The 24,534-nt window shown below is 70.9% G+C and carries 22 protein-coding genes; 9 read left to right on the top strand and 13 right to left on the bottom strand.

Translation table 11 applies throughout. The annotated features are described in order from the left end of the window. The first annotated feature begins 137 nt into the window (after positions 1 to 137). The gene (locus tag ACSC1Q_RS04520) at positions 138 to 548 is read left to right on the top strand and encodes a helix-turn-helix domain-containing protein (RefSeq protein ID WP_436757370.1); all 411 of its coding nucleotides are present in this window, start codon (positions 138 to 140) and stop codon (positions 546 to 548) included. 9 nt (positions 549 to 557) lie between these two features. Here the strand turns inward: ACSC1Q_RS04520 and ACSC1Q_RS04515 are convergent, their stop codons facing one another. From ACSC1Q_RS04515 to ACSC1Q_RS04475, 9 genes are all read right to left on the bottom strand, one after another. Next, complete coding sequence (locus ACSC1Q_RS04515) at positions 558 to 830, bottom strand: DUF6510 family protein (RefSeq protein WP_436757369.1); 273 nt, start codon at positions 828 to 830, stop codon at positions 558 to 560. Positions 831 to 915: 85 nt separating this feature from the next. Then, the gene (locus ACSC1Q_RS04510; protein ID WP_436757368.1) at positions 916 to 1,674 is read right to left on the bottom strand and encodes a ferredoxin reductase; all 759 of its coding nucleotides are present in this window, start codon (positions 1,672 to 1,674) and stop codon (positions 916 to 918) included. Beyond that, on the bottom strand, positions 1,644 to 2,243 hold the full coding sequence (locus ACSC1Q_RS04505) for a sulfite oxidase-like oxidoreductase (protein WP_436757866.1): 600 nt from the start codon (positions 2,241 to 2,243) through the stop codon (positions 1,644 to 1,646). Before ACSC1Q_RS04505 ends, ACSC1Q_RS04510 begins: the two co-directional genes overlap by 31 nt. Before the next feature lie 203 nt (positions 2,244 to 2,446). After that, a complete protein-coding gene (locus ACSC1Q_RS04500) occupies positions 2,447 to 3,193 on the bottom strand; it encodes a copper homeostasis protein CutC (RefSeq protein WP_436757367.1) in 747 nt (248 codons plus the stop codon). Beyond that, the gene (locus tag ACSC1Q_RS04495) at positions 3,190 to 4,140 is read right to left on the bottom strand and encodes an asparaginase (protein ID WP_436757366.1); all 951 of its coding nucleotides are present in this window, start codon (positions 4,138 to 4,140) and stop codon (positions 3,190 to 3,192) included. The genes ACSC1Q_RS04500 and ACSC1Q_RS04495 overlap by 4 nt, the downstream gene beginning before the upstream one ends. After that, entirely contained in the window at positions 4,133 to 4,960 is an 828-nt protein-coding gene (locus ACSC1Q_RS04490; protein WP_436757365.1) for an amino acid ABC transporter permease, read from the bottom strand. The genes ACSC1Q_RS04495 and ACSC1Q_RS04490 overlap by 8 nt, the downstream gene beginning before the upstream one ends. Positions 4,961 to 5,015: 55 nt before the next feature. Further along, entirely contained in the window at positions 5,016 to 5,660 is a 645-nt protein-coding gene (locus ACSC1Q_RS04485; RefSeq protein WP_436757364.1) for an amino acid ABC transporter permease, read from the bottom strand. Further along, positions 5,660 to 6,580 (bottom strand): glutamate ABC transporter substrate-binding protein, encoded by a 921-nt coding sequence (locus ACSC1Q_RS04480; protein ID WP_436757363.1) that lies wholly within the window; start codon positions 6,578 to 6,580, stop codon positions 5,660 to 5,662. Before ACSC1Q_RS04480 ends, ACSC1Q_RS04485 begins: the two co-directional genes overlap by 1 nt. A 53-nt stretch (positions 6,581 to 6,633) precedes the next feature. Beyond that, positions 6,634 to 7,362 (bottom strand): amino acid ABC transporter ATP-binding protein, encoded by a 729-nt coding sequence (locus tag ACSC1Q_RS04475; protein ID WP_436757362.1) that lies wholly within the window; start codon positions 7,360 to 7,362, stop codon positions 6,634 to 6,636. A gap of 105 nt (positions 7,363 to 7,467) precedes the next feature. Here ACSC1Q_RS04475 and ACSC1Q_RS04470 point away from each other — a divergent pair, with 105 nt between their 5' ends. The 3 genes from ACSC1Q_RS04470 to ACSC1Q_RS04460 all read left to right on the top strand — a co-directional run bounded on the left by ACSC1Q_RS04470 (position 7,468) and on the right by ACSC1Q_RS04460 (position 10,725). Next, positions 7,468 to 8,610, top strand: a complete 1,143-nt coding sequence (locus tag ACSC1Q_RS04470; protein ID WP_436757361.1) for an ROK family protein — start codon at positions 7,468 to 7,470, stop codon at positions 8,608 to 8,610. 204 nt (positions 8,611 to 8,814) lie between these two features. After that, positions 8,815 to 9,381, top strand: a complete 567-nt coding sequence (locus ACSC1Q_RS04465) for a DUF4142 domain-containing protein (RefSeq protein WP_436757360.1) — start codon at positions 8,815 to 8,817, stop codon at positions 9,379 to 9,381. Between the two features lie 165 nt (positions 9,382 to 9,546). Next, positions 9,547 to 10,725: a N(5)-(carboxyethyl)ornithine synthase gene (locus ACSC1Q_RS04460; RefSeq protein WP_436757359.1), complete on the top strand. Its 1,179-nt coding sequence runs from the start codon at positions 9,547 to 9,549 to the stop codon at positions 10,723 to 10,725. On the opposite strand, the gene ACSC1Q_RS04455 is transcribed toward ACSC1Q_RS04460, so the two are convergent. Then, the gene (locus ACSC1Q_RS04455) at positions 10,719 to 11,765 is read right to left on the bottom strand and encodes a LacI family DNA-binding transcriptional regulator (protein ID WP_436757358.1); all 1,047 of its coding nucleotides are present in this window, start codon (positions 11,763 to 11,765) and stop codon (positions 10,719 to 10,721) included. The genes ACSC1Q_RS04460 and ACSC1Q_RS04455 overlap by 7 nt on opposite strands. After that, on the bottom strand, positions 11,749 to 14,205 hold the full coding sequence (locus tag ACSC1Q_RS04450; protein WP_436757357.1) for a glycoside hydrolase family 3 N-terminal domain-containing protein: 2,457 nt from the start codon (positions 14,203 to 14,205) through the stop codon (positions 11,749 to 11,751). The genes ACSC1Q_RS04455 and ACSC1Q_RS04450 overlap by 17 nt, the downstream gene beginning before the upstream one ends. Positions 14,206 to 14,564: 359 nt before the next feature. Here ACSC1Q_RS04450 and ACSC1Q_RS04445 point away from each other — a divergent pair, with 359 nt between their 5' ends. From ACSC1Q_RS04445 to ACSC1Q_RS04435, 3 genes are all read left to right on the top strand, one after another. Next, positions 14,565 to 15,920 (top strand): extracellular solute-binding protein, encoded by a 1,356-nt coding sequence (locus ACSC1Q_RS04445; RefSeq protein ID WP_436757356.1) that lies wholly within the window; start codon positions 14,565 to 14,567, stop codon positions 15,918 to 15,920. 83 nt (positions 15,921 to 16,003) lie between these two features. Beyond that, positions 16,004 to 16,843 carry a carbohydrate ABC transporter permease gene (locus tag ACSC1Q_RS04440; RefSeq protein WP_436757355.1) on the top strand — a complete coding sequence of 280 codons (840 nt, stop codon included), beginning with the start codon at positions 16,004 to 16,006 and terminating at the stop codon, positions 16,841 to 16,843. Between the two features lie 2 nt (positions 16,844 to 16,845). Further along, a complete protein-coding gene (locus ACSC1Q_RS04435; protein ID WP_436757354.1) occupies positions 16,846 to 17,775 on the top strand; it encodes a carbohydrate ABC transporter permease in 930 nt (309 codons plus the stop codon). 42 nt (positions 17,776 to 17,817) lie between these two features. Here the strand turns inward: ACSC1Q_RS04435 and ACSC1Q_RS04430 are convergent, their stop codons facing one another. After that, positions 17,818 to 18,594 carry a methyltransferase gene (locus ACSC1Q_RS04430; protein WP_436757353.1) on the bottom strand — a complete coding sequence of 259 codons (777 nt, stop codon included), beginning with the start codon at positions 18,592 to 18,594 and terminating at the stop codon, positions 17,818 to 17,820. A 354-nt stretch (positions 18,595 to 18,948) separates the two neighbouring features. Here ACSC1Q_RS04430 and ACSC1Q_RS04425 point away from each other — a divergent pair, with 354 nt between their 5' ends. Next, on the top strand, positions 18,949 to 19,533 hold the full coding sequence (locus ACSC1Q_RS04425) for an HD domain-containing protein (RefSeq protein ID WP_436757352.1): 585 nt from the start codon (positions 18,949 to 18,951) through the stop codon (positions 19,531 to 19,533). A gap of 182 nt (positions 19,534 to 19,715) precedes the next feature. On the opposite strand, the gene ACSC1Q_RS04420 is transcribed toward ACSC1Q_RS04425, so the two are convergent. Next, entirely contained in the window at positions 19,716 to 23,150 is a 3,435-nt protein-coding gene (locus ACSC1Q_RS04420) for an AfsR/SARP family transcriptional regulator (protein WP_436757351.1), read from the bottom strand. Positions 23,151 to 23,370: 220 nt separating this feature from the next. On the opposite strand from ACSC1Q_RS04420, the gene ACSC1Q_RS04415 reads away from it, so the two are divergent. Then, a complete protein-coding gene (locus ACSC1Q_RS04415) occupies positions 23,371 to 24,420 on the top strand; it encodes a ParB N-terminal domain-containing protein (protein WP_436757350.1) in 1,050 nt (349 codons plus the stop codon). Positions 24,421 to 24,534: the final 114 nt, after the last annotated feature.

The following is a 24,534-nucleotide window of genomic DNA, read 5'->3' as shown; positions in this document are numbered from 1 at the left end:
CCGGTAAGGCTCCCTGCCCGGTAAGACTCCCTGCCAGGTAAGGCGCCCGGCACGGTAAGGCGTCCGGTAAGGCACCGCCGCCACCGGCCGAGCGGTTCGACTTCTGGTGGGAGGCCGTCGCCCAGTCGGTGATCTCGGTGGACGCGGCCAGCGATCGCACCCACGATTTCTACGGCGAGGTGCGGATGCTGGACTTCGGCATGGTGCAGGTCTTCCTCATGCGGGTGACGGCGTTCATCGAACAGCATCTGGACGACCCTGGCCTCTCCCCCTCGGCCATCGCCGCGGCGCACAACGTCTCGGTCCGGTATCTGCACCGGCTGTTCCAGCCCCAGGGCGTCGGCGTGGCCGGCTGGGTCCGGCGCCGCAAGCTGGAGAGGTGCCGGGCCGACCTGGCCGATCCCTCGAAGCGCGCCGTGCCGGTACGCCTCATCGGGGCCCGCTGGGGGTTCCCCAACGAGGCGCACTTCAACCGGACTTTCAGCGCGGCCTTCGACATCTCGCCCGCCGCCTACCGGCGGCACGCCGCCGAGAGGGCGGAGGGCTGAGCGGGGGTGTCAGGAGCCGGCGGGCAGTTCGAACTGGACACAGGTCATGCCGCGCATGTCCAGCCACGCCCGTCCCGGCGCCCGTACGAGCCGGAAGACGACCTCCTCGCACCCGGGGCAGCGGGCCACCAGGCCCGGGGCGTGGGTGTAGAGGAGCGCCTCGGCCAGCGCGAGGGTCCGCGCGCAGCCGGAGCACCGGCCGCTCGCGGCGGTCAGGTCGACGGCGAAGACGTCGCGCAGGGCTCCGCCCGCCGCGTTCCCGTCGAGGTGGTCCTGGCTCATCGAATACCTCCAGCGTGTGACCGGCGGTGCGGGAAACTCCGCCCGCCAGGGGAGGAATCCCCCGGATTCATCCGTGGGACGGAGTTCACGGTCGTCCTCCGCTGGGGCCGAAGCGTTCCGTGCGGATCAGACGGGGGTCGTGACCGGCGGAGACGAGCAGGCCCGCGACGGTCTCGACGAAGCCGGTGGGCCCGCACACGAAGACGGCGGGTTCCCGCTCGGAGGGCCAGACGGCCTCGGCGAGCAGGGCGGCGTCGACCCGCGCGGGCGGGCGTTCCCAGCCGTCGGGCACCTCGCGCGTGTAGGCGTAGGTGACGTCCAGGCCGGAGCCGTCGGCGCTCCTGTGGTCCAGCTCGGCGCGGTAGAGGGCCGAGCGCGGACCGCGTGTGGAGTACAGGATCCGGAACGGCGTGCCGGTCCCCGCCGAGGCGCGGGCGCGGACCATCGCCATGAGCGGGACGACCCCCGAGCCGCCCGCGACCAGCTGCACCGGCTCGGGCGTCTCGGGCCGCCAGACGAACCAGCCGCCGATCGGGCCGCGTACCTCCAGCGGATCTCCCGGTGAGAGGACCCGCGCTAGGTACGGGGAGACCTCGCCGTCGGGCAGCAGCTCGACGGTGAGCTCCACGCGATCCCCGTCGGCGGCCGAGGCGATGGAGTACGAGCGCTGGGTGGAGTAGCCGTCGGGGGCGGTGAGCCGCACGTCGACGTGCTGGCCGGCGAGGTGGCCGGGCCAGCCGGGGACGTCCAGGGTGATCGTGCGTGCTCCGGGGGTCTCGTCGCGCACGGCGGTGACCGTGGCGACCCTCCAGGTCAGTCGCCCCAGTACCGTTGCTCGCGCCATGGGTCCCCATAGTTGTGGTAGCCGACGCCCTCCCAGAAGCCCGGCTGGTCCTCGTCGAGGAGCCGGAGGCCGCGCACCCACTTGGCGCTCTTCCAGAGGTAGAGGTGTGGCACGAGCAGCCGGGCGGGCCCGCCGTGCTCGGGGGTGATGGACTCGCCCTCGTAGCGGACGGCGATCCAGGCCCGGCCGTCGAGGAGGTCCTCCAGCGGGAGGTTGGTGGTGTAGCCGCCGTAGGAGGCCGCCAGCGCGTACTCGGCGGACGTCTCCACGCCGTCGAGGAGGGTGTCCAGCGACACGCCCTCCCAGGTGGTGCCGAGCTTGGACCACTTGGTGACGCAGTGCAGGTCGACCGTGAACCGCTCCACGGGCAGGGCGTTGAGCTCCGCCCAGCTCCAGCGGACGACCTCGCCGGTCTCGGTGGTGACGCCGAGGCTCCAGTCGTCGGTGGAGACCAGGGGCGTGGGCCCGGCGGACAGGACGGGGAAGTCCTCCGTGAGGTACTGCCCCGGTGGCAGATCCGGGTTTCCGGCGCGGCGGCGGCCGAAGAACCCGGGCGAGACGATACCGATGACGCCCACCTCCCACTGTCCGGCAGGTCATGGCGACCGCGCCATGCCCCTCGAACCGATCACGAGCCGACGAGTCATGAGAACTAGGTAAATCTCATCACATCCGGCCGCGTCCCACGTCAGCGGGCGGGCCGCGGTGAGTCGCGCCGAGCGCTGCGGACGTGGCCCCTGCGCACGTACGCGACGGAAATGACTCCGGGGGCTCAGGCGCCCGAGGCGGCGATCACCTCGGAGACCAGGCGCGGGGAGGTGACCAGGCGGCTGTACTCGGGCCGGCGCAGCTCGCCGCCCATGAACGGGTGGGGGTTGCGGTGCACGGCGGGGCTGGGCGCGTCGACCAGGGCGGCGAAGTGGATCTCGGAGGCTCCGGTCGCCTCGACCACGCGGTGCACGTTGCGGGGTGTGATGCCGCCGCCGGGCATGACGATCAGGTCGTCGCCCGCCCGCTCGACCAGGGAGGCGATCAGCGGCGCGCCCTCCAGCGCGGTGACGTCCTGGCCGGAGGTGAGGACCCGGTCGACCCCCAGGGAGGCGAGGGTGTCCAGGGCGGCGAACGGGTCGGCGGTCATGTCGAAGGCCCGGTGGAAGGTGACCGAGAGGCCCCCGGCAGCGCCGATGAGGCGCTTGGCCACCTCGACGTCCACCTCGCCCGACGGCGTCAGCACCCCGATCACCACGCCCTGCGCGCCCGCGTCCCTGATCGTGGCCACGTCGAGCTCCATGGCCGCGACCTCGTGCTCGTCGTAGATGAAGTCGCCGCCCCGGGGGCGGATGATCGCGTGGACCCGGATCGCCGAGACCGCCGCGAGGGTCGCCTCGACGGTGCCGAGGGTCGGGGTCAGGCCCCCCTCGAAGAGCGCCGAGCACAGCTCGACGCGGTGCGCCCCGGCCTGCTCGGCCGCGAGCGCGCCCGCGGTGCTGTCAATGCAGATCTCATATCTAAGACTCATTTTTCCTCCAAAGCATGAATTTCACCGACTGGTCGGCCCCCGCCCAGTACCGGAACGGTCGCGAAGCCCGCCGCGCCCGTGACGTCCCCGCCGGCCGCCCTGAGCGCGGCGAGCGCGATCGCGCTCGTGGCCCGCGGGCTCCCGTCGATGACCTTGACGGCCGCCGCGTGCCCGGTGGCGAGCGCGACGACGAGGACCCCCTCGGCCCCGCCCTTGGCCACCGCCCCCGGCAGCGCCCGCATCAGCGAGGTGTTCACGTGCCCGGTCCCGCCGACGTACTCGGGGTGCTCGCGCATCGCGTCGGCGACCGCGCGCGGCGGGGTTCCCGGCTCGGCGACGACCAGGGCCCGTACGGCCCGCGCCAGCCCGGTCAGCGACAGCCCGAACAGCGGGGCGCCGCACCCGTCGACGGCGACGTGGGCCGCGCGCTCCCCCGACAGCTCCTCGGTCACGGCGCGCACCCGCCGCTGCAGGGGGTGGCCGGCGTCCAGGTAGGAGGCGGTCTCCCAGCCGGAGGTGACGGACGCGGCGAGCATCGCGGCGTGCTTGCCCGAGCAGTTCATCCGCTCGCGCGAGGCCGTCAGGCCCGCCCGGATCAGCATGTGCCGGGTGGCCTCGTCCTCCGGCCAGTCCGCGGGGCAGCCGAGGGCCTCGAAGCCGAGCCCGGCCCCGGCGAGGATGTCGGCGACGAGCCGCACGTGGAAGTCCTGGCCGGTGTGGCTGCCCGCGGCGATGGCCAGGCCGGGGCCGCTCAGGGCCGCCCCGGACAGCAGGCAGGCCAGCGCCTGGAACGGCTTGGCCGAGGAGCGCGGCAGCACCGGCGCGCCGACCGCTCCCCTGGCGACGGCGACGGTGCCGTCGGGCGCGAGGGCGACGGCGCTGCCGAAGTGCACGCTCTCCACGAATCCGGAGCGCACCACCTCGGCGAGCGGGACGAGTTCAGGCACGGGCGGGTCTCCTTCTGATCCGGCGGGCCCCCGGGGTGTCGCGGGCGTCGAGGGTACGGGCGAGCTTGGACAGCGACGCGTTGACCACCAGGTAGATCAGCGCGACGACGATGTAGGTCTGGATGAGCAGGCCGTTGAAGGTCGCCAGGACCTTGCCGCTGTAGAGCAGCTCGGCGTAGCTGACCACGAAGCCCAGCGAGGTGTCCTTCAGCAGGCCCACCGACTGGCTCACGATCGAGGGCAGCACCCGCCTGGCCGCCTGCGGCAGCACGATCAGGCGCATGGTCTGGCCCTGGGTGAGCCCGACCGCGAGACCGGCCTCGCCCTGGCCGCGCTCCACGGACAGGACCCCGGCGCGGAAGATCTCCGCGAACGCCGCGGCGTTCGAGATCGCCAGCGGCACCACGAGTTTCCAGAACAGCGGCAGGTCGAGCCCGTAGCGGGGCAGCGCGAACAGCACGACGTAGACCAGCAGCAGCGCCGGGACGGTCCGCACGACCTCCACGTACGTGGCGGCGGGCACGCGTACCCACCTGTGCCGCGAGAGCCGCCCGAGGGCGAGGGCGAGCCCGGCGGCCATCGCGAGCGCGGCCGAGACGACGGCGGCGAGCGCGGTGGCCCACAGGCCGTTCAGCAGGTAGCGCCACATCGGCCAGGTGGCGTACGGCGACCAGCGGTCGGCGTCGAGCTGGCCGTTGGCGGCGAACTGGCGGACCGCGAGCGCCAGCAGGAGCAGGACCGCGACCGCCCCCACCGCGGTCGCGATCCTTATCCTGCGGCGGGCACGCGGCCCCGGCTGGTCGAAGAGCAGGTTGCTCACCGGGCCACCGCCGTTCCGGTCGAGACCGGGACACCTGTGTCGAAAAGCAGATCGCTCACCGGAGCACCACCAGCCGTCGTTCGAGCCGCCCGGTGACGAACCCGGCGCATGCGGCGATCAGCGCGTAGGCCAGGCCCGCCCCGACGAAGATCGGGATGGGCTGCGCCTCCGCGAGGTTCACCCGGTTGGCCGCGGCGGTCAGGTCGACCACGCCGACCGCGGCGGCGAGCGAGGTGTTCATCGTCAGCGCGATGAAGATGTTGCCGACCGGCTGGATCACCGTGCGCAGCGCCTGTGGCAGGACCACGTGGCGCAGCGACTGGCCGAAGGTGAGCCCGAGCGCGCGGGCCGCCTCGCCCTGCCCGGCGGAGACCGCGTTGACGCCGGAGCGCAGGGCCTCGGCGATGTAGGCGGCCTCGTAGAGCGCGATGACGATCACGGCCGTCACCAGCAGGTCGGCCTTGAGCCCGATCTCGGGCAGGCCGAAGACGGCGAGCACCAGCAGTACCAGCAGCGGCAGGTTCTGGAAGGTCTCCACGTAGGCCGTGCCGATCCCGCGCAGGACGCCGACCGGGCTCACCCGCATCGCGGTGATCACGAGCCCCGCGACCGCGGCGCCGGCGAAGGACGCCGCGGTCAGCTGGAGGGTGACGACCAGTCCCTGCCAGAACTCGGGCAGGTGGTCCAGGAGGGCGGACATCAGGACCCCGGCACCGATCCGATCTGCGGCGGGGTGGGGGCCTCACCCTGCACGACCGTGCCGAGGGAGTTCTTCCAGGTCTTCTGCCAGAGGCCGTCGGCCTGGATCTTCTTCAGCCAGTCGTTGACGAACTTCTTGAACTGGTCGTCGCCGTGCTTGAGGCCGATGCCGTACGGGTCCTCGGTGAACGGGCTACCGACGACCTCGACCGAGGTGTCCTTCTGCGCGTTGGCGACCAGGAGCGTCTCGTCCTGGACGTAGGCGTCGCCGCGTTCCTGCTTGAGGGCCTGCATGCACTCGGGGTCGCTGCCGAACGTCACGATCTTGGCCTGCGGGGCGAGCTTCTTGATCGCCGGGATGGCCGGGGTGTTGGCTCCGGCGATCACGGTCTTGCCGTTCAGGTCCTCGGGCCTGGTGATGCCCGTGGTGCCCTTCCTGACCGCGAGGCTCAGCCCCGAGGAGTAGTAGGGGCCGGCGAAGGCGACCTGCTCGGCCCGCTCCGGGGTGATCGTGTAGGTCTGGAAGACGACGTCCACGGTGCCGTTGGAGAGCAGCGCCTCGCGGGTCTCCGAGGCCGAGTTGACGATCTTCACCTTGGGCTCGCCGATGATGAACTTGGCGAGCGCCTTGCCCATGTCCGCGTCGAACCCCTCGATCTCGCCGGTCGTCGGGTTCTGCTGCGACAGCAGCGGCGCGTCGAGCGACCCGCCGACGATCAGCTCGCCGCGCTGCTTGATCTTCTCCATCGTGGAGCCGGGCAGGATGTCCGCGGCGGCCGCGACCGGCGCCGAGGCGATCAGGTCGCTCCCCTTGTTGGCCTCGCCCGGTACGGCCGGGCTCGCCGAATCCGTACCGGCACAGGCCGAGAGGCCGAGCACGGACACAGCGGCGACAGCGGCCAGCCGCTTCATGGACACCATCGGGCCCACCATCCTTCTGGAACTTCTGGATCGTTTTCGATCGGTGAGTGAGATCAGTGAGTGAGAACCTTGGCCAGGAAGTCCCTGGCCCTGTCTGTCCTGGGAGCCTCGAAGAAGGCGCCGGGCTCGCCCGTCTCGACGATCCGGCCCTCGTCCATGAAGACCACGCGGTCGGCGGCCCTGCGGGCGAAGCCCATCTCGTGGGTGACGACGACCATGGTCATGCCGTCGGCGGCGAGCCGGACCATCACGTCCAGCACCTCGCCGACCATCTCCGGGTCGAGCGCCGAGGTGGGCTCGTCGAAGAGCATCACCTTGGGCCGCATGGCGAGCGCGCGGGCGATGGCGGCCCGCTGCTGCTGCCCGCCGGACAGCTGGGCGGGCAGTTTCCCCGCCTGCTCGGCGATGCCGACGCGCTCCAGCAGTCTCCGCGCCGACGCCTCGGCCTCGGCTCGGCTGTCACCGCGGACCTTCGTCGGCGCGAGCACGATGTTCTCCAGCACGGTCTTGTGCTGGAACAGGTTGAACGACTGGAACACCATGCCGACGTCGGCCCGGAGCCGGGCCAGCTCTCGGCCCTCCACCGGGGCGGGTACGCCGTCGACGAGGATGTCCCCGGACCCGGCCGTCTCCAGCCGGTTGAGGCAGCGGCACAGCGTGGATTTGCCGGATCCCGAGGGGCCCACCACCACGACGACCTCGCCCCGCGCCACATCAAGGTCGATGTCGCGCAACACGTGGTGATCGCCGAACCACTTGTTCAACCCTTTGACCTGAATCATTGCCATCTTCCTTCGAAATCGAAGATAAAGCGGAAGGTAACGGATGATTCTCACGCAAGTCAACACGTTGCCGTAGTAAGTACAGACGTGGTATTCCTCTAGTTCATGTCAGGCAAAGAGCGGCTGCTGGTGCGCGGCGCACAGGGGGACCTTCTGCGTCTCGTCGCCACCGGTCATGCCGAGTCGCGCGCCCAGCTGGCCCGCGTCTCCGGCCTGGCGGCGTCGAGCGTCTCCCTGCGCGTCGAGGAGCTGATCGGCACCGGGCTCCTCGTCGAGGAGGGCTCGGGGACCTCCAGCGGCGGGCGGCGGCCCAGGAAGCTGCGGGTGAGCCCGACCGCCGGCCTGCTCGCGGTGGCCGACCTGGGGGCGCACCACGCCCGCCTCGGCCTGCTCGACCTCAGCGGCGTCCCCCTCGTCGTCGAGGAGCGCGCCTGCGACATAGCGCTCGGCCCCGAGGCGACCCTCGACTGGATGGCCTCCGCGTTCGACGAGCTGCTGCTGGCCCACGGCCCGGCCGGTGTCCCGCTGCGCGGCGTCGGCACCGGCATCCCCGGCCCCGTCGACCCGGGCAGCGGCCGGGTGGTGTCCCCCTCGCGCATGCCCGGCTGGAACAACTTCCCCGTCGCCGACCATCTCGACGCGCACTACGACCTGCCGGTGCTCGTCGAGAACGACGCCAACCTCCTCGCCGTCGGCGAGGCCCGCTCGTGGCCGGGGTTCGACAACCTCATGGTGCTCAAGGCCGGCAGCGGCATAGGGTGCGGCGTGATCGTCGACGGCCGCCTGCACCGGGGCAGGGGCGCGGCCGGCGACATCAGCCACGTCCGGGTCAGGACCGACTCCTCCACCATGTGCTCGTGCGGCCACCCCGACTGCCTGGAGGCCTACGCGAGCGGCGCCGCGCTCATGGACGCCCTGTCCGGGCTCGGCATCGCGACGCGGCGCCCCGCCGACGTCGTCGCGCTGGTCGAGGACGGCGTGCCCGAGGCCACCGCCCTGGTCAGGAACGCGGGCCGCCTCATCGGCGAGGTGCTCACCGTCCTGGTCAACTTCCTCAACCCCGACGCCATCGTCGTCGGCGGCAGCCTCTCCACCGCCGAGCCGCTGATCTCCGCCATCCGCGCCGCCGTCTACGAGCGCTGCCTGCCCCTGGCCACCCGCGACCTGGAGATCGCCGTCACCCGGGGCGGCCCCGACGCCGCCCTCCTCGGCGCGGGCTCCCTCCTGCTGGACGCCGTCCTCAGCTGAGGAACCACGACGTACGCCGCCCCCTCGGCCGAAGGGCCACGGGGTACGAGGTACCGGGAAGCCCGGCCGGCCCCTCCTCCAACGGGGCCAAATGCGTCCTTTTATGAGGATTTACCACTTATCACGCCATATCGACCTATATGTGCATAGATGAGAGGGAGGAGGGTGCGAGCCCCGACCGTGGATCGATCAACGGAGGATCCGATGGTTCGAATGATGATCATCCTGCTGGCCGTCGTCGTGGCCGCGATGGCCGGTACGGCCGGTGCCACCGCCCTCCCCACCCCCCTGCCTCTCAGCTCGCAGGACAGGGATTTCCTCATCCAGGCGCACCAGGGCAGCCTGTCCGAGATCGAGGCGGGCCTGGCCGTCAGGGAGAGGGTCGGCGACGACGGGGGAAGGAAGGTCGGCCGGGCCATCCGCGAGCTGGGAGAGCAGCTCATCGCCGACCACACGAGACTCGACAAGGTCATCCGGCGGGTGGCCGGTGAGCTGGGCGTCAAACTTCCCGACGAACCCAGCGCGGCGCAGCGCGAGCAGCTAGGGGCGGTGATGGCGCTGCGCGGGGCCGAGTTCGACCGGGCCTGGATCAGCATGGAGATCGACAACCACCGCCAGGCTCTCGTCCTCATAAAGCGCCAGGTGGAGAGCGACTCCGCCACCCCCCAGGTGAGGAGTCTCGCCCTCACCGCCGAGCGCGTCGTACGGAAGCACCTGAACATGTTCCACAGCGCCCAGGAGGTCCCCGCTCCAAGCCCCTCGGGAAGCTGAGGCGTACGGAGGTCCTGAAGGCGGCGTGGGGATCGCCCCGCGGGTCGTGAGGTGCCTGGAGGCGGACAGAGGTCCGGAAGGCGGCGTGGATCGCCCCGCGGGTCGTGAAGTGCCTGTTCGAAATGGGGCCTGTGCTAGACGGGGGGTCAATCATAGGAGCCCCCGGTGGATCAGCTCAGCCTCGGCGTCGTGTCACGATCACGCAAGGAGAACGAGCACCGGCTGGCGATCCACCCGCTGCACCTGGAGCGGTTCTCCCCCGACCTCCGAGGGCGCGTTTACCTCGAAAGCGGCTACGGGGAGCGCTTCGGCGTCCCCGACGAGCAGCTGACACCGTACGTCGCCGGGCTGCTCCCCCGGGAGAGGCTCGTCGCGGAGTGCGACGTCGTCCTGCTCCCCAAGCCGCTGGCCGAGGACCTCGAAGGGATGCGCGAGGGGCAGATCGTCTGGGGCTGGCCGCACTGCGTCCAGGACGAGAGGACGACGCAGCTCGCGATCGACCGGCGGCTCACGCTGATCGCCTTCGAGGCGATGAACCACTGGACCCGCGAGGGCGCGTTCAACCTGCACGTCTTCCACAAGAACAACGAGCTGGCGGGCTACTCCTCGGTCCTGCGCGCCCTGGAGCTCATCGGGCCGACGGGCGTCTACGGCCGGAGGCCGCGGGCGGTCGCCATCGGCTTCGGGGCGACGGGACGCGGCGCGGTGACGGCGCTCAACGCGCACGGCGTGAACGACATCGACCTCCTCACCTTCCGTGACGTCACCGCGGTCGCCTCGCCGATCCACTCGGCGCGCATCGTGCGTTTCGAGCACGAGGCCGACGACCCCAACCGCAGCTACGCGCTCACCGAGAGCGGGCGGCTGCCGCTGGCGGGCTTCATCGCCGACCACGACATCGTCGTCAACTGCGTGCTGCAGGACACCGACGCCCCGCTGATGTTCGCCGACGAGGACGACCTGGCCGCCTTCGCGCCCGGCACCCTCGTCGTCGACGTGTCCTGCGACGAGGGGATGGGCTTCGGCTGGGCACGGCCCACGACGTTCACGGACCCGATGTCCGAGGTGGGCGACAACGTCCGCTACCACGGTGTCGACCACAGCCCGTCGTACCTGTGGGACTCGGCCACCTGGGAGATCAGCGAGGCCCTGCCGCCCCACCTGCGGACGGTGCTCGACGGCCCCGCGGCGTGGGACGCGGACGACACCATCCGGCGGGCCGTCGAGATCCGCGACGGCGTGGTCCCGGACCCCGCCATCCTGTCCTTCCAGCAACGCTCACCGGACTACCCGTACCCGCGCGAGCGGGGCCCGTTCCCGGCCCTCGCGGCCGGCGGTCAGTAGCGGCCGGGGCCGCCGGAGCCGCCGGGCGGGGCGGTGGAGCCGCGTACCACCAGCTCGGTGGCGAGCTCGACGTGATGGGAGTCGACGCGCTCGCCCGCCGCGAGGCGCAGGGCCGTGCGCACCGCGACGCCGCCCATCTCCCGCAGCGGCTGGCGCACGGTCGTCAGCGGGGGTGAGGCCATCCGGGCGACCTGGGTGTCGTCGAAGCCGACGATGCTGAGGTCCTCGGGCACGCGCAGCCCCCGCGCCCTGGCCGCCTCCAGCACGCCGAGCGCGATGTCGTCGCAGCCGGTGAAGACGGCCGTGGGGGGCTCGGGCAGGCCGAACAGCGCCGCGCCGCCCGTCACCCCCTCCTGGTACTGGAAGTGCCCCTCCCGCACGTGGCCGGGGAGGACCGGAGCGCCCGCGGCCTCCATGGCGGCGCGGTAGCCGTGCAGCCGGGCCTGGTTGCAGGCGGCGGTGGCCGGTCCGCCGAGATAGGCGATGCGCCGGTGCCCGAGCGCGAGCAGGTGCTGCGTCGCGGCCAGGCCCCCGGCGAAGTTCGTCGAGCCGACGCTGGTGACCCCCCTGGTCTGCGGCAGGTTCAGCGGGTCGATCACGACCAGGGGCAGGCGCGCCCGGGACAGGGCCGCGAGCTGCCCGGCGGTCAGGTCGCTGGTGATCGCGATCACCGCCCGCCGCCCGGCGGTGGCCAGGCCGCGGGCCCAGGCCGCGCCGCGGTCGTCGCTCGTCCGGATGCTCACCACGATCGCCGCGTCGACCTCGGCCCCGGCCCGCACCGCGCCCTGGACGATCTCGGTCGAGTACGGGTTGAGGTCGGCGTCGAGCTCCACCTCGATCGTGGCCGGGACCACGGCGTCGTCCCTGCGGCGCTGTGGCGGGGCGACGTAGTCGTGCTGCTCCAGCAACGACTCCACCAGGGAGCGGGTGACCGGGGAGACGTCGCCCCGGCCGTTGAGCACCTTCGACACGGTCGCGATCGACACGCCCGCCGAGGCCGCGACCGTGGCCAGCGTGGCCCGTCTAGGACTGGCCGGCATCTGTTACTCCCTGCTGTGTGGCGGACGAGCCCGGTGCCGGTTCCACGTCCACGCGGGTGACCAGTCGCCGGCCCGCGCCGACGTGACGCAGCGGGCCGGTCAATCGTATGCGGCCCCGGCAGGGCAGGTCGGACGCCGACGCGCCCACGAACACCTCGATGTCCCCGGGTTCGACGACGCGCCGCAGGTCACGCCCGGTGAACGCGGTCCGGTCGGCGGGCACGACGAAGGTCGCCACGGCGCTCGCGCCGGGCTCCAGCCGGACCCGGGCGAACCCGGTGAGCTGCCGCACCGGCCGGGTCACCTGGGCGACCACGTCGTGCAGGTAGAGCTGGACGACCTCCTCGCCCGCCCGGCCCCCGGTGTTGCGCACGCGTACCGACACGGTGAACTCGCCGTCGGTGGGCACCTCGGCGGCGCCGATCCTCAAGGAGTCGATCGCGAAGGTGGTGTACGAGGTGCCGTGCCCGAACGGGAACAGCGGGGTCGGGTCGAGGTTGCTGATGCCGTGGCTGTTGGAACCCAGCGGCGGCTGCAGGTAGGTGCCCGGCTGCCCGCCGGGGCCGCGCGGGATCTGCACCGGCAGCTTCCCGCCGGGCTGCACCCGCCCCGACAGCACCCCCGCGACGGCCGCCCCGCCCTCCTCCCCCGGCATGAACGACTGGACGAGCGCGGCGGCCGTCCCGGACACCCGGCCCAGCGCGTACGGGCGGCCGGAGACGACGACCACCACGACCGGCGTGCCGGTGGCGGCGAGCTCGATCAGCAGGTCCTCCTGCGCGCCGGGCAGCCGCAGGTCCTCGGCGTCGCAGCCCTCGCCCGAGGTGCCCAGCCCGAACATCCCCGCCAGGTCGCCGACGACGGCCACGCACACGTCGGCCTCGCGGGCCGCCCGCAGCGCGGCGGCGAAGCCGGAGCGGTCCTCGCCCCGAACCTCGCAGCCCGGCTCGTGGACCAGCTCGGCCCCGGGCAGCTCGGCCCGCAGCGCGTCGAGCAGGCTGGGCGCGGCCACGCCGAGCCCGAGCCCCGGGTGGCGGGGCAGCACGTGGTTGGGGAAGGCGTAGCAGCCCATGAACGTGCGCGGGTCGTCGGCGCAGGGGCCGACCACGGCCACCTTGCGCGGCTCGGGCCGCCCCTCGGGACGTCCCTCGCCGAGCAGCGGCAGCGCGGTGCCCGCGTCGAGCAGCACGATCGACCGCTCGGCGAGCTCCCTGGCCAGTGCCCGGTTGGCCGGTGAGTCCAGGTCCACGGCCTCCGCCCCGGCCACCGACCCCTCCGGCGTCCAATCGGGGTCCAGCAGCCCGAGCTGCACCTTCTGCGTGAGCAGGCGCCGGGCGGCCCGGTCGACCAGGGCCTCCGGCAGCTCGCCCCGGCGCACCCGCCCGGCGAGGTGCTGGCCGAAGCCGAGCGTGTCGGGCAGCTCGACGTCGACGCCCGCGGTCAGCGCCAGCGCCCCGGCCTCGCCGGTGTCCGCGGCGACCTGGTGCGTCGTGGCGAGGAACGGGATCGCCCAGTAGTCCGAGACCACCGTCCCGGTGAACCCCCACTCGTCGCGCAGCAGGTCGGTGAGCAGCCACGGGTCGGCCGCGGCGGGCACGCCGTCCACGTCGGAGTAGGAGTTCATCACCGAACGCGCGCCGCCCTCGACGAGGGCGGTCTCGAACGTTGGCAGGATCATGTCCATCAGCTCGCGCCGGCCCATCGGCACCGGGCCGTGGTTGCGGGCCGCCCGGGAGGCGGAGTAGCCGGCGAAGTGCTTGAGCGTGGCGATGACCCCCGCGCCCTCCAGGCCGCGCACGTAGGCGGCGCCCAGCATCGAGACGAGGTACGGGTCCTCCCCCATGGTCTCCTCGACCCGGCCCCAGCGGTAGTCGCGCACCACGTCCAGCACCGGCGACAGGCCCTGGTGGACGCCCACCGCGCGCATGTCCCGCCCGATGGCGGCGGCCATCCGCTCCACCAGGTCCGGGTCGAACGTCGCGCCCCAGGCGATGGCCGCCGGGTAGACGGTCGCGCCGTAGGTGGTGAACCCGGTCAGGCACTCCTCGTGGACCAGCGCCGGGATGCCGAGCCGGGAGCGCCGCACCACCTCGGTCTGCAGCCGCACCACCTCCGCGGCGCCCTCCGCGGCCGTCACCGGGGCGCTGCCGAACACCCGCGTCAGGTGGCCGAGCCCGTGGCGGATCGACTCCTCGAAGGGCACCGACCCCGAGGCCGCGAAGACGTCCTGCATCGGGGCGACGTTCGCCGTCCCCTCTGGCTCCCCGTTCTGCACGGCCTGCACGGCGTTGCCGGGCCAGCGGCTGCCGAGCTGGCCGATCTTCTCCTCCAGGGTCATCTCCGCGAGGAGGGCGTCGACCCGCTCGGCCACCGGGAGTGCCGGGTCCTGCCACGACCGGAGGGTCCGGCCCGCTGCGGAGGTCCCATCTAGCGCCGTCATGTGCTCTCCTCAAGAAAACCCGCTCTCGCCACCTTTCGAAACATTTCGAAGGGTCGCGACAGCTCTGCTCACATCCTGACGCACCCGAGGTGACCAGGAAAGTCCCAGATGAGAGTACCTCAAGTCCCCCTCATACCAAGCTCGTGCCGACATGTGGCCCACCCCTTGACAGGTGGTTGGTAGAAATCTAAATTGACGTGCCACGCGGCCTGTTTCGGAAATGTTTCGCCATGCTGGGCTCGGGGGGGACGGACGCCTGGCAGCGGAGGTGCCGATCCACGACCGACGGCCACCGCCACCGATGTTTCACCCGAAGTCCCGCCCAGCCCCGCCCCGGCACTCGACATACGGAGATCAGCGTGGAGTCAACGACACCATCCCGCCGCACCTTCCTCGCCCTCTCGATGGGCATCCCCCTCAGCGCCGCGCTGGCGGCCTGCGGCACGTCCGGCCCCACCCCGGCGGGCGGGGGCGCGAGCGGCGCGAGTGGCGCGAACGCCACCGGCAAGGCCACCTACTGGTTCCTGTCGGTCCAGCCCCAGGAGGGCGTGCGCACCAGGGCCGTGGAGCGCTTCAACAAGGCCAACCCCAACGGGCAGATCGAGTTCACCGCCCTGCAGAACGACGCGTACAAGACGAAGATCAAGACGGCGATCGGGGCGGGCCAGGCGCCCACCGTCATCTGGGGCTGGGGCGGCGGGACCCTGCGTACGTACGTGCAGGCCGGCCAGGTGGAGGACCTCACCTCGTGGTTCGAGCAGAACCCGGCGGTGAAGGACCGGCTGTTCGCCTCCTCGTTCGGGGCGGCCACGATCGACGGCAAGATCTACGCGATGCCGGCCGAGACCATGCAGCCCATCGTCCTGTACTACAACAAGAAGATCTTCGACCAGGTCGGCGTGCGGCCCCCCGAGTCGTGGGGCGACATCATGGCCCTGGTCCCCAAGTTCAACGCCGCCGGCATCGCCCCGTTCTCCCTCGGCGGCCAGTCCCGCTGGACGAACATGATGTGGCTGGAGTTCCTCTTCGACCGCATCGGCGGCCCCGAGGTGTTCCAGGCCGTGTTCGACGCCAAGAAGGACGCCTGGTCCCACCCCGCCGCCCTCGACGCCCTGACCAAGCTGCAGGACCTCGTCAAGGCGGACGGGTTCATCAAGGGCTTCTCCTCGATCACCGCCGACTCCAACGCCGACCAGGCCCTGCTGTACACCGGCAAGGCCGCGATGATGCTGCACGGCGGCTGGACGTACGGCAGCATGTCGACCGACGGCGGCGACTTCGTCTCCGGCGGCCACCTCGGCTACATGAACTTCCCGCCGGTCGAGGGCGGCAAGGGCGACCCCAGCAACACCGTCGGCAACCCCGGCCAGTACCTGTCGATCTCCTCCAAGGCGACCCCCGAGCAGAAGGAGATCGCGAAGAAGTTCTTCGCGACCGCCGTGCTCAACGACGAGGACGTCAAGGAGTGGGCGGGCACCGGCGCGGTGCCGATCGTCAACGGCGCCGACAGCGCGTTCGCCAGTGCCAAGGACGCGGACTTCCTGAACTTCGTCTACGGCATCGCCAGCAACGCCAAGTCGTTCGCCCAGTCCTGGGACCAGGCGCTCAGCCCCACCGCGGCCGAGGTGCTGCTGGACAACATCGCCAAGCTGTTCCAGCTGTCGATCACGCCGCAGCAGTTCGTGTCCAACATGAACGCGGTCATCGGCAGTTGAGCGCGTTCGCCACCCCCGCCCGGACAGGGAGGCCGCCGGCCGCCGGGCGGAGGGCTCACAGCCGCCTTCTGCCCTGGCTGGCCGTGCCGGCCCTGGTGATCTTCGTCGCCTTCGGGGTCGTCCCGCTGGTCGGGGTCCTGTTCCTCAGCTTCTCGACCTGGGACCAGCTCGGCGACATCCAGATGTCCGGGCTCACCAGCTGGCGGGCCGTGCTCGGCGACCCCGGTCTCCTGCACGCGTTGTGGATAACGCTGCTGGTGATGGTCGTCTCCTGGGCGGTCCAGACGCCGGTCAGCATCCTGATCGGGGTGTTCCTGGCCGGGCGGCAGCGCTACCGCTCGGTGCTCGCGGTGCTGTACTTCATCCCGCTGCTGCTCAGCCAGGCCGCCATCGCGATCGCCTACAAGGCGTTGCTCGACCCCAACTTCGGGCTCGGCGCCGGGCTTGGCATCGACCTGCTCGTGCAGGACTGGCTCGGCGAGCCCGTCCTCGCCTTCAGTGTCGTGATCTTCGTGGTGTCGTGGCAGTTCGTCCCCTTCCACTCGCTGATCTACCAGGGCGGCGTGCGGCAGATCCCGCACTCCATGTACGAGGCCGCCGAGATAGACGGCGCGGGCCGCGTCCGCAAGTTCTTCAGCATCACGCTGCCGCAGCTCAAGTACACGATCATCACGTCCTCCACCCTGATGGTCGTCGGGTCGCTGACCTTCTTCGACCTGATCTTCGTGCTCACCGCGGGCGGTCCCGGCGACGCCACCCGGGTGCTCGCCCTGGACATGTACAAGCGCGGGTTCCAGGCCAACCTCATGGGACCGGCCAGTGCCATCGCCGTCATCCTCGTCCTCGTCGGCCTCGCCCTGGCGTTGCTCCTGCGCAGACTCGGCGGACGCGACGCCGGCGCCAGTCAGATGGAAGGGGCCTGACCATGGGCATGACCTGGACGACGGAACCCAGGCGGGCCGAGACGCTCGCGTCGGGACCGCGCGGGCACCGGCGACGCCGCCCGCCCACTCCCGGCGGGCGGCGCTCGCTCGGCGAGCGCCCCAACTGGCTGGGCGGGACCGTCGGCTGGCTGTGGCTGGCGATCGTGATCGTGCCGATCTACTGGATCGTCATCACCAGCTTCAAGGCGCAGAGCAGCTACTACGCCACCAACCCGCTCGCGCCGCCCGCCGCGCCGACCCTCGACAACTACCGGCTGGTCGTCGAGTCCGACTTCCCGCTGTACTTCCTCAACAGCCTCATCGTCACCGTCGGCGCGGTCGTCCCGTCGGTCGCGGTCGCGTTCATGGCGGCGTACGCGATCGTCCGGGGCAGCACCGCCTTCCGCTTCCTGCGCGGGGTGAACGCGCTCTTCCTCATGGGCCTGGCCATCCCGCTGCAGGCGACCATCATCCCCGTCTACCTGATCATCATCCGGCTGCGGCTGTACGACTCGCTGACGGGGCTGATCCTCCCGTCGATCGCCTTCGCGATCCCGCTGTCGGTGCTGGTCCTGACCAACTTCATCCGCGACGTGCCCAAGGAGCTGTTCGAGTCGATGCGGCTGGACGGCGCGGGCGAGCTGGCTACGCTCTGGCGCCTCGCCCTGCCGCTCACCATGCCGGCCGTGGTGACGGTGACGATCTACAACGCGCTGACGATCTGGAACGGGTTCCTGCTGCCGCTCATCCTCACCCAGAGCCCCGACAAGCGCACGCTGCCGCTCGCGCTGTGGACCTTCCAGGGCCAGTACAGCGTGAACGTCCCGGCCGTGCTCGCCTCGGTCGTGCTCACCACGCTCCCCATCCTGCTGCTGTACGTGGTCGGCCGCCGCCAGCTGCTCAGCGGCCTGACGGCCGGTTTCGGCAAGTGACCGCGCCCGGCCCGATCCCCCGAGGCGGCGCCGGGCGACCCCTCACCCCGAGGTGGCGCCGAACGGCACCGGCCGTTTCCCGACCTCCCCGACCTCCCTGATCTCGCTGACCTTCCCGACCTCCCTGACCTTCCCGACCTCCCTGACCTTCCCGACCTTCTTGACCGCCAGCAGCCGGTCGGCGCCACGCTGGAACTCGTAGGGCACCCGGCGCACCTCCGTGGTCAGGCCGGCGGCCGCGAGGTCGGCCCGGAGGGTGCCGAGGAAGGCGACGGGCTCACCCGAACCCATGTGGACGAGCGGGAAGATCCTCACCTCGCCACGGCACACCCGGCTCATCTCCAGGATCGCCTCCCGGTGCCACGCCAGGCCGCCGGCCCCGTCGCCGGCCCAGGTGAACAGCAGGTGTGAGCACAGCACCAGGTCGACGCTGTCGTCCCGCAGCGGGAGGTGCGGCAGCCCGGCGGCCAGGTAGGAACCCGGCCGCCGGGCCATGTCGGCGACGAACTCGGCTCCCGCCCTCGAACGCATCTCGCCGTACCGCCGCGCCGAGCCGTACCAGCTCCAGACGAACCGGTCCGCGTTCTCGTGGATGAGCGCGGCGGCTCGCTCCCTGTCGGCGGGCAGGCGAGCGGCGAGCGCGGCGGGACCGCGCGCGTAGAGGGGGTCGGCCGCCAGGGCGCCGGCTCCGGCCCTCGCGGCCCCGGCGACGAAGCCGGACGCGCCACCACCGCAGTCGAGGACGACACCGTCCAGGTCGGCGTCGTCGAGCGCGAACATCGCGCGATACTCCCCGAACGACCGCGACGTGATGATCACATGGCCTCCTCGAAATCGGCTCTCCGACCGCGTTCCCCCGCTCGATCCGAATTCTCGCTCATGGGCGCCCCGAGCATTTCCGGCGCGGCCGCGAGAGCCGGCGGTCACCTGTGTCATGAGTCATGACGATGGCGAGGCCGTGGGCCGGCCCGCTGTCCCCCTTCTCTCCGCCGGGGAGTCGTCCCTGCTCGGAAAGTTTCCGTCGGCGACCCATGCCCGGGCCGTACTGGAGACCGTCGAGGCCGGAGAGCGCACCTTCGGCGCGATCGCCGCCAACGTGGGAGGAGCGACGCCGTGTCACCGCGCCCCCGTTACGCTCTGCGCATGGTCCACCAGGAGTGAGAGGGGACTTCCGTGGCGGAGGAGCTGTCGAGACTGACCGGCCTGCTGTACGAGATCGGCCTGCTCAAGCGCTACAAGCGGACAGGCTGGCTGGTCGCCGGCGTACGGGATCCCGAGAGCGTCGCCGACCATTCCTTCCGTACGGCGGTCATCGCGAGTGTGATCACCGCGCTGGAGGGCGGCGATCCGGAGCGGGCGGCGTTCATGAGCCTGTTCCACGACACCCAGGAGACCCGGATCACCGACATCCACCACCTCGCCAGGCGCTACCTCACCGCGGCCTCCAACGAGGAGGTCACCGCCGATCAGGTACGCGGCGTTCCCGGGCCGGTGGCGGAGATGGTGAGCGGCGCGGTCGGCGAGTACGAGGAGAAGGCCAGCCTGGAGGCCGTCTGCGCCCGCGACGCGGACAAGCTGGAGTGCCTGATCCAGGCCATCGAGTACCGCGAGCAGGGCTACCGGAACATGCAACCGTGGATCGACAGCTCACTCGCGGCGCTGAAGACGCCGTCCGCCAGGCGCCTCGCGGACGAGGCGCTCGGCACGGGCTCGCTGGAGTGGGTGAAACGCGTCCTCGGCGAGGACCAGGACACCTGACACCGAACACGGGGACGTCACGAGCGACGGGCTGACCATTTCGCGTCTTTTGCATCTTTCGCGTCTTTTGCCAGTCTGGCCGCAACGCTCGTTCACCACCATCGACCGGCCACGTGAGGCGGCCTCACGCATGCGCTGTCCCGCTACTGGGTGTTGCCGGGTATCGAGGGCTCGCGAAGTGCCTAAAGGCCGTCGATGCCGTTCACGGCCGCGAGGTGTTCTCCCACGCTCTCTTTTTCGGGGGCGCCGATCTCGGTGAAGATGCTCAGTGCCCGCCGCCACGACTCGGCGGCTTCGGGGTGCCTCGTCCGATGCAGGGCATCGCCGATGCCCCGATGAGCACGGGCCTGCTCGTAAAGGTGGCCGATGCTCTCGGCCAATGCCAGGGCCTGGCGGTGATGGTCGAGAGCCTTGGCCGGATCGTCCGTGGCACACGCGGCCTGCCCCAGCCCGTTGAGGGCGGCGGCCTTGGGAAAGGGGTCGCCCATTTCGTCGACCATGGTCAGGGCCTGCTGGTGATGATCCCTGGCTTCCGGATAACGGCCGAGCTGCAGATAGAAATTGCCCAATTCACTCAACGTCTCGGCCTGGCTGGAGCGGCTCCCTATTTCACGGCTGAGCGCGAGGGACTGCTGATAGCAGGGCAGGGCCTCCTGATAGCGGCGTAGCCCCGTGTAGGCGACTCCGAGGTTGTTCAGCACCTCGACCTCCCAATCGCGATCGCCGGTTTGGCGGGCGATGGTGAGCGCCAGCCGGGAGTGGCCCACCGCGAGTTCGTAACGTCCCAACCGGCTGTAGATGTAGCCGAGACTGCCCAGCGCCCGGCCCTCGGTCGCCTGGTCGTCGCTATCGCGCGCGCAGGCCAGAGCCTGTTCCTGATAACGCAGGGCGAGACGGTAGCGTCCCATCCGCTCGTAGTTGGTACCGAGGTTCACCAAATTACGGCCTTCTCGTTGACGGTTTCCCGTTTCACGGGACAGGACGAGGCTTCGCTCAAAGCAGTCGTTCGACCGCTCGTAATCTCCCGTCATCGCCCAGGTGATGCCGAGATTGATCAGGGCGCGGCTTTGCGTGGCGCGATCGCCGATCTGACGGGCGAGATCGAGCGCTTGCCGGTGGTGCTGCAGAGATTGCTCGTAGTGTGCCTTCTTCCAGAATGTGATGCCCAGATTGATGAGCATCTGGATGTGCGCGTTCTGGTCACCGAGCAGCTGGGCGGTATCGGAGGCGTGATGGTGAAGAGTCAGCGCCTCACTGTAGTGAGCATGGTAATAGAGGTACTTCCACAGGGTCATGGACATGTCGACGGCCCAGATGTCGTGGACGGTGAGGGCCGCCGCCACGAGGTTGCCGCGCTCGGCGTCCAGCCAGGCGGTCGCCTGGTCACGGGTGGTGATGGCGGGCGGCTCCACCGAGGAGACGGGTTCGGAGAAGGGCTGGTGGTGGACGCCGTGGCCGAGGGCCCGCACCGCGAGGGTCGCGGCGGCCAGATAGTGGGCGCACAAGCGCTCCAGCGCGGCGCGGCGCTCGCCGTCGGGCTCGTCGGCCTGGCAGGTCTGCTGGGCGTAGTCGCGCAACAGGTCGTGAAAGCCGTAGCGGCCGGCGGTGTGCTGCTGGAGCAGGTGGGCATCCAGCAACTCCTCCAGCGTGCCCTCGGCCTCCGAAAGGGAGGAGCCGGTCAGGGCGGCGGCCGCGTGAGCGTCGACGTCGTCTCCCGGAACGAGGCCCAGCAGCCGGAACATCCGCTGCTGCAGGGCGGTCAGCTGGTGGTAGGAGACGGTGAGGGCGGCGGCGACGTCGCGGTCACCGGCACGAAGTTCCCGCAGCCTGCGCCGCTGGTCGCCCAGCCGGGTGGCCAGGTCTCGCACCGTCCAGGCGGGCCGGTGCAGCAGCCGGGCGGCGGCGATCCGCAGCGCCAGCGGCAGGTACCCGCACAGATCGGCGACCTCATCCAGCGCCCGCCGTTCGGGGTGGGCGCGCTCGGCGCCGATGATCTGGGTGAGCAGGGCGACGGCCTCGGCGCGCGACAGCACGTCCAAGGACAACACCGTGACGTCGTCCAGATCGGCCAGCCGCCGCCTGCTGGTGATCACGATGTGGCTGCCCGGCCGGCCCAGCAGCAGCGGCCGCACCTGGCCGGCGGTGGCGGCGTTGTCCAGCACGATGAGCATCCGGCGGCAGGCGGCCACCGACCGCCACAAGGCGGCGGCCTCCTCGACGTCGTCGGGGATCTTCTCCCGCGCGGTGCCTGTCGCGCGCAGCAGGGCCCGCAGCGCCTCCAGCGGGGGGACCGGCTCTCGGCCGGGGGTGTGGCCGTGCAGGTCCACGAAAAGCTGCCCGTCGGGGAAACGACCGGCCAGCCGGTGGGCCACGTGGACGGCCAGGGCGGTCTTGCCCACACCGGCCATCCCGTCGATCGCCTCGATGACCACCGCCGAGTCCACCTCTTCGACCGCCCCCCGCACCAGCCGCTCGATCTCGACGTCTCGGCTGGTGAAGTCACCGATGGTCCGCGGCAGCTGGCACAACCCCGCCACCTCGGAGGCAGGAAACGGGCCATCGGCAGGGGACGACGAACCATCGGCGGGCACCGCCGAGCCGGCACCAAGGGGTGGTGCTGCCCGCTCGACCTCCAAAGCGACGACCTCCGAAGCGGTGACCTCCGAAGCAGTGACCTCTGAAGCGGCGGCCTTTGAAGTGGCGACCTCTGAAGCGGCGACTTCCGAGGTGGCGGGTTTTGAGGTGACGGCTTCTGAGGTGGTGACCTCTGAGGTGACGGTTCCTGAGGTGGTGGTTTTTGAGGTGGTTGCGGGTGGGGGTGGGTGGAGGTCGGGGTCGTTCGCCAGGATGCGCTGGTGTAGCCGCTGAAGGTCTGGGCCCGGTTCGGTGCCCAGTTCGGTGGTGAGCACCCGGCGTAGATCGCGAAAGACGGTCAGTGTCTCGGAGTGTCTGCCGGTGCGATACAGGGCGAGCATCAGGTGTGCGTGCAGCGGTTCGTGCAAGGGGTGGTCGGCCACCAGCCGGCGTAGCTCGCCGACCAGCTCGTTGTGGCGGCCCAAGGCCAGGTCGGCCGAGATTCGCTCGACCAGAACGGCGAGTCGTTGCTCATCCAGCGCCATTCCCTCGCTCGCCCGCACTTCGGTGCCGGTGCCGCTCAGAGCGGGGCCTCGCCACAGTGCCAGCGCGTGATGAAAGCGCTGGGCCGCCTGGAAAAGGTCGCCCGCCGCCAGAAGCCCGCGGCCCTGCGAGGTCGTGGTGAGGAACACCTCAAGATCCGATTCGCCGGGGGAGATCCGCAGCCGGTATCCGGTGGGCATACGCAGCAAGGCGTCGGAGTCGTTCAGCAGGCGGCGTAGCGACCACACGTAGTTGTGCAGGCGTTTTCGCGCCGAGGCCGGGTGGTCGGCTCCCCACAGCGCGGTCAGCAGCTGGTCGTGGGAGACGGTTTTCCCGGCGTTGATGACCAGCATCGCCAGCAGTGTCCGTTGTTTCTCACCGACGACGGTGACCGGATTTCCATCGCGCCGCAGTTCCACCGGTCCCAGCACGCGGAATCGCAACGTCGTTCTCCTTTGGAGGCGATGGATCTGCCAGAGCCCCAGCTTGAACGTGGACACCGGTCGTCACGATCTCCGCGCTGACAGGTCACGCAGAACAAGATCGAGACAACTGGTAGGACAAATCCGAGAGTGCGCTCTGAAATGGTATGCGGGAAAACCCGCCGAACGGGGAGGGGCGGCCGGCGGAGTGCGGGCAGGCCCCGGAGCAGGAACGGGAAGCCGAAGGCTTCGTCGGAGGGAAACCAGATTGGCTGATCGGGCTGGAACAACCACCTCGTTGAATGTAAGCCAGACCACGGAGGAGGCGTCGGATGAGGACTACCGTTCCAGGCTCTCGGAAGCCGAGACGGTCCCCGTCCGCTCGCTGCTCTCGGCGGACACACCTCGGAGCATGGGGGAGGACCTGCAGCACATACGTCTGTTGTCCAGCCTGGAGACCATGCTGCCCCCGGTGATCGTGCACCGGCCCACGATGCGGGTCGTGGACGGGATGCACCGGCTGCGGGTGGCGATGCTGCGCGGGGACAAGAACATACGCGTGCGGTTTTTCGACGGCGACGAGAGCGATGCCTTCGTGATCGCCGTCAGGGAGAACATCGCGCACGGCCTGCCGCTGTCCGCCGCCGACCGGTCGGCGGCCGCCGACCGGATCGTCCGCTCGCACCCGCACTGGTCCGACAGGATGGTCGGCAAGGTCGCGGGACTGTCCGCCCGGACGGTGAGCAACATCCGTCGTTCCGCGTTCAGCGGGAGCGCTCAGCCGGCGTCGCGGCTGGGGAAGGACGGCCGTGTCCGCCCGCTGGACAGCTCCGCGGGCCGGATCCGCGCCGCTGAGCTGATGGCGAAGGAGCCGCACGCCTCGCTCAGGAGAATCGCGAAACAGGCGGGGATCTCACCGGGCACGGTGCGAGACGTCCGCGACCGTCTCAAGCGGGGGGAAGGTCCGTTGCCGAACTCGTCGCGATCCGCCGACGCGCGGCCCGACGCGACCCCGCGGAAGCAGCCCGCCCCTTCCGGCGTTCCTCTCCCGCCTCTCCCGGAGATCGCGTCCGGGGCGCGCCCGCCCGGGCCGGGACGCGATCGGCGCCGGGCGTCACCACTGCACATCCTGGTCAAGGACCCGGCTCTGCGATCAGGAGAGCGCGGCCGGCTTCTCCTGCGCGTGCTCAGCGTGAACGCCGCGCTCACACCGGATCGGGAACGGCTGATCGACGCGGTTCCCGAGCACTGCGTGGATCTCGTCTGCCAGGCCGTCAAGGAGAACGCCGCCGCCTGGGCGGAGTTCGCCAGGAAACTTGAGCGCAGAGCGGCGAACCTCAAGGAGTGAGCGGAAGCACGACGGCACCGGTGTGCAACCGCTGAGAATCAGCGGTTGCACACGCCTCTCACGGTGAGCCTTTCGTCCTTCCCGCCGGTGACCCGGGAGCGGGCGACGCGGATG

The organism is Streptosporangium heterodermiicola (genome assembly GCF_051390675.1).
Lineage (GTDB): Bacteria > Actinomycetota > Actinomycetes > Streptosporangiales > Streptosporangiaceae > Streptosporangium.
The sequence above is the reverse complement of the archived record's forward strand: the minus strand, read 5'-3'. Positions and strand labels throughout refer to the sequence as shown.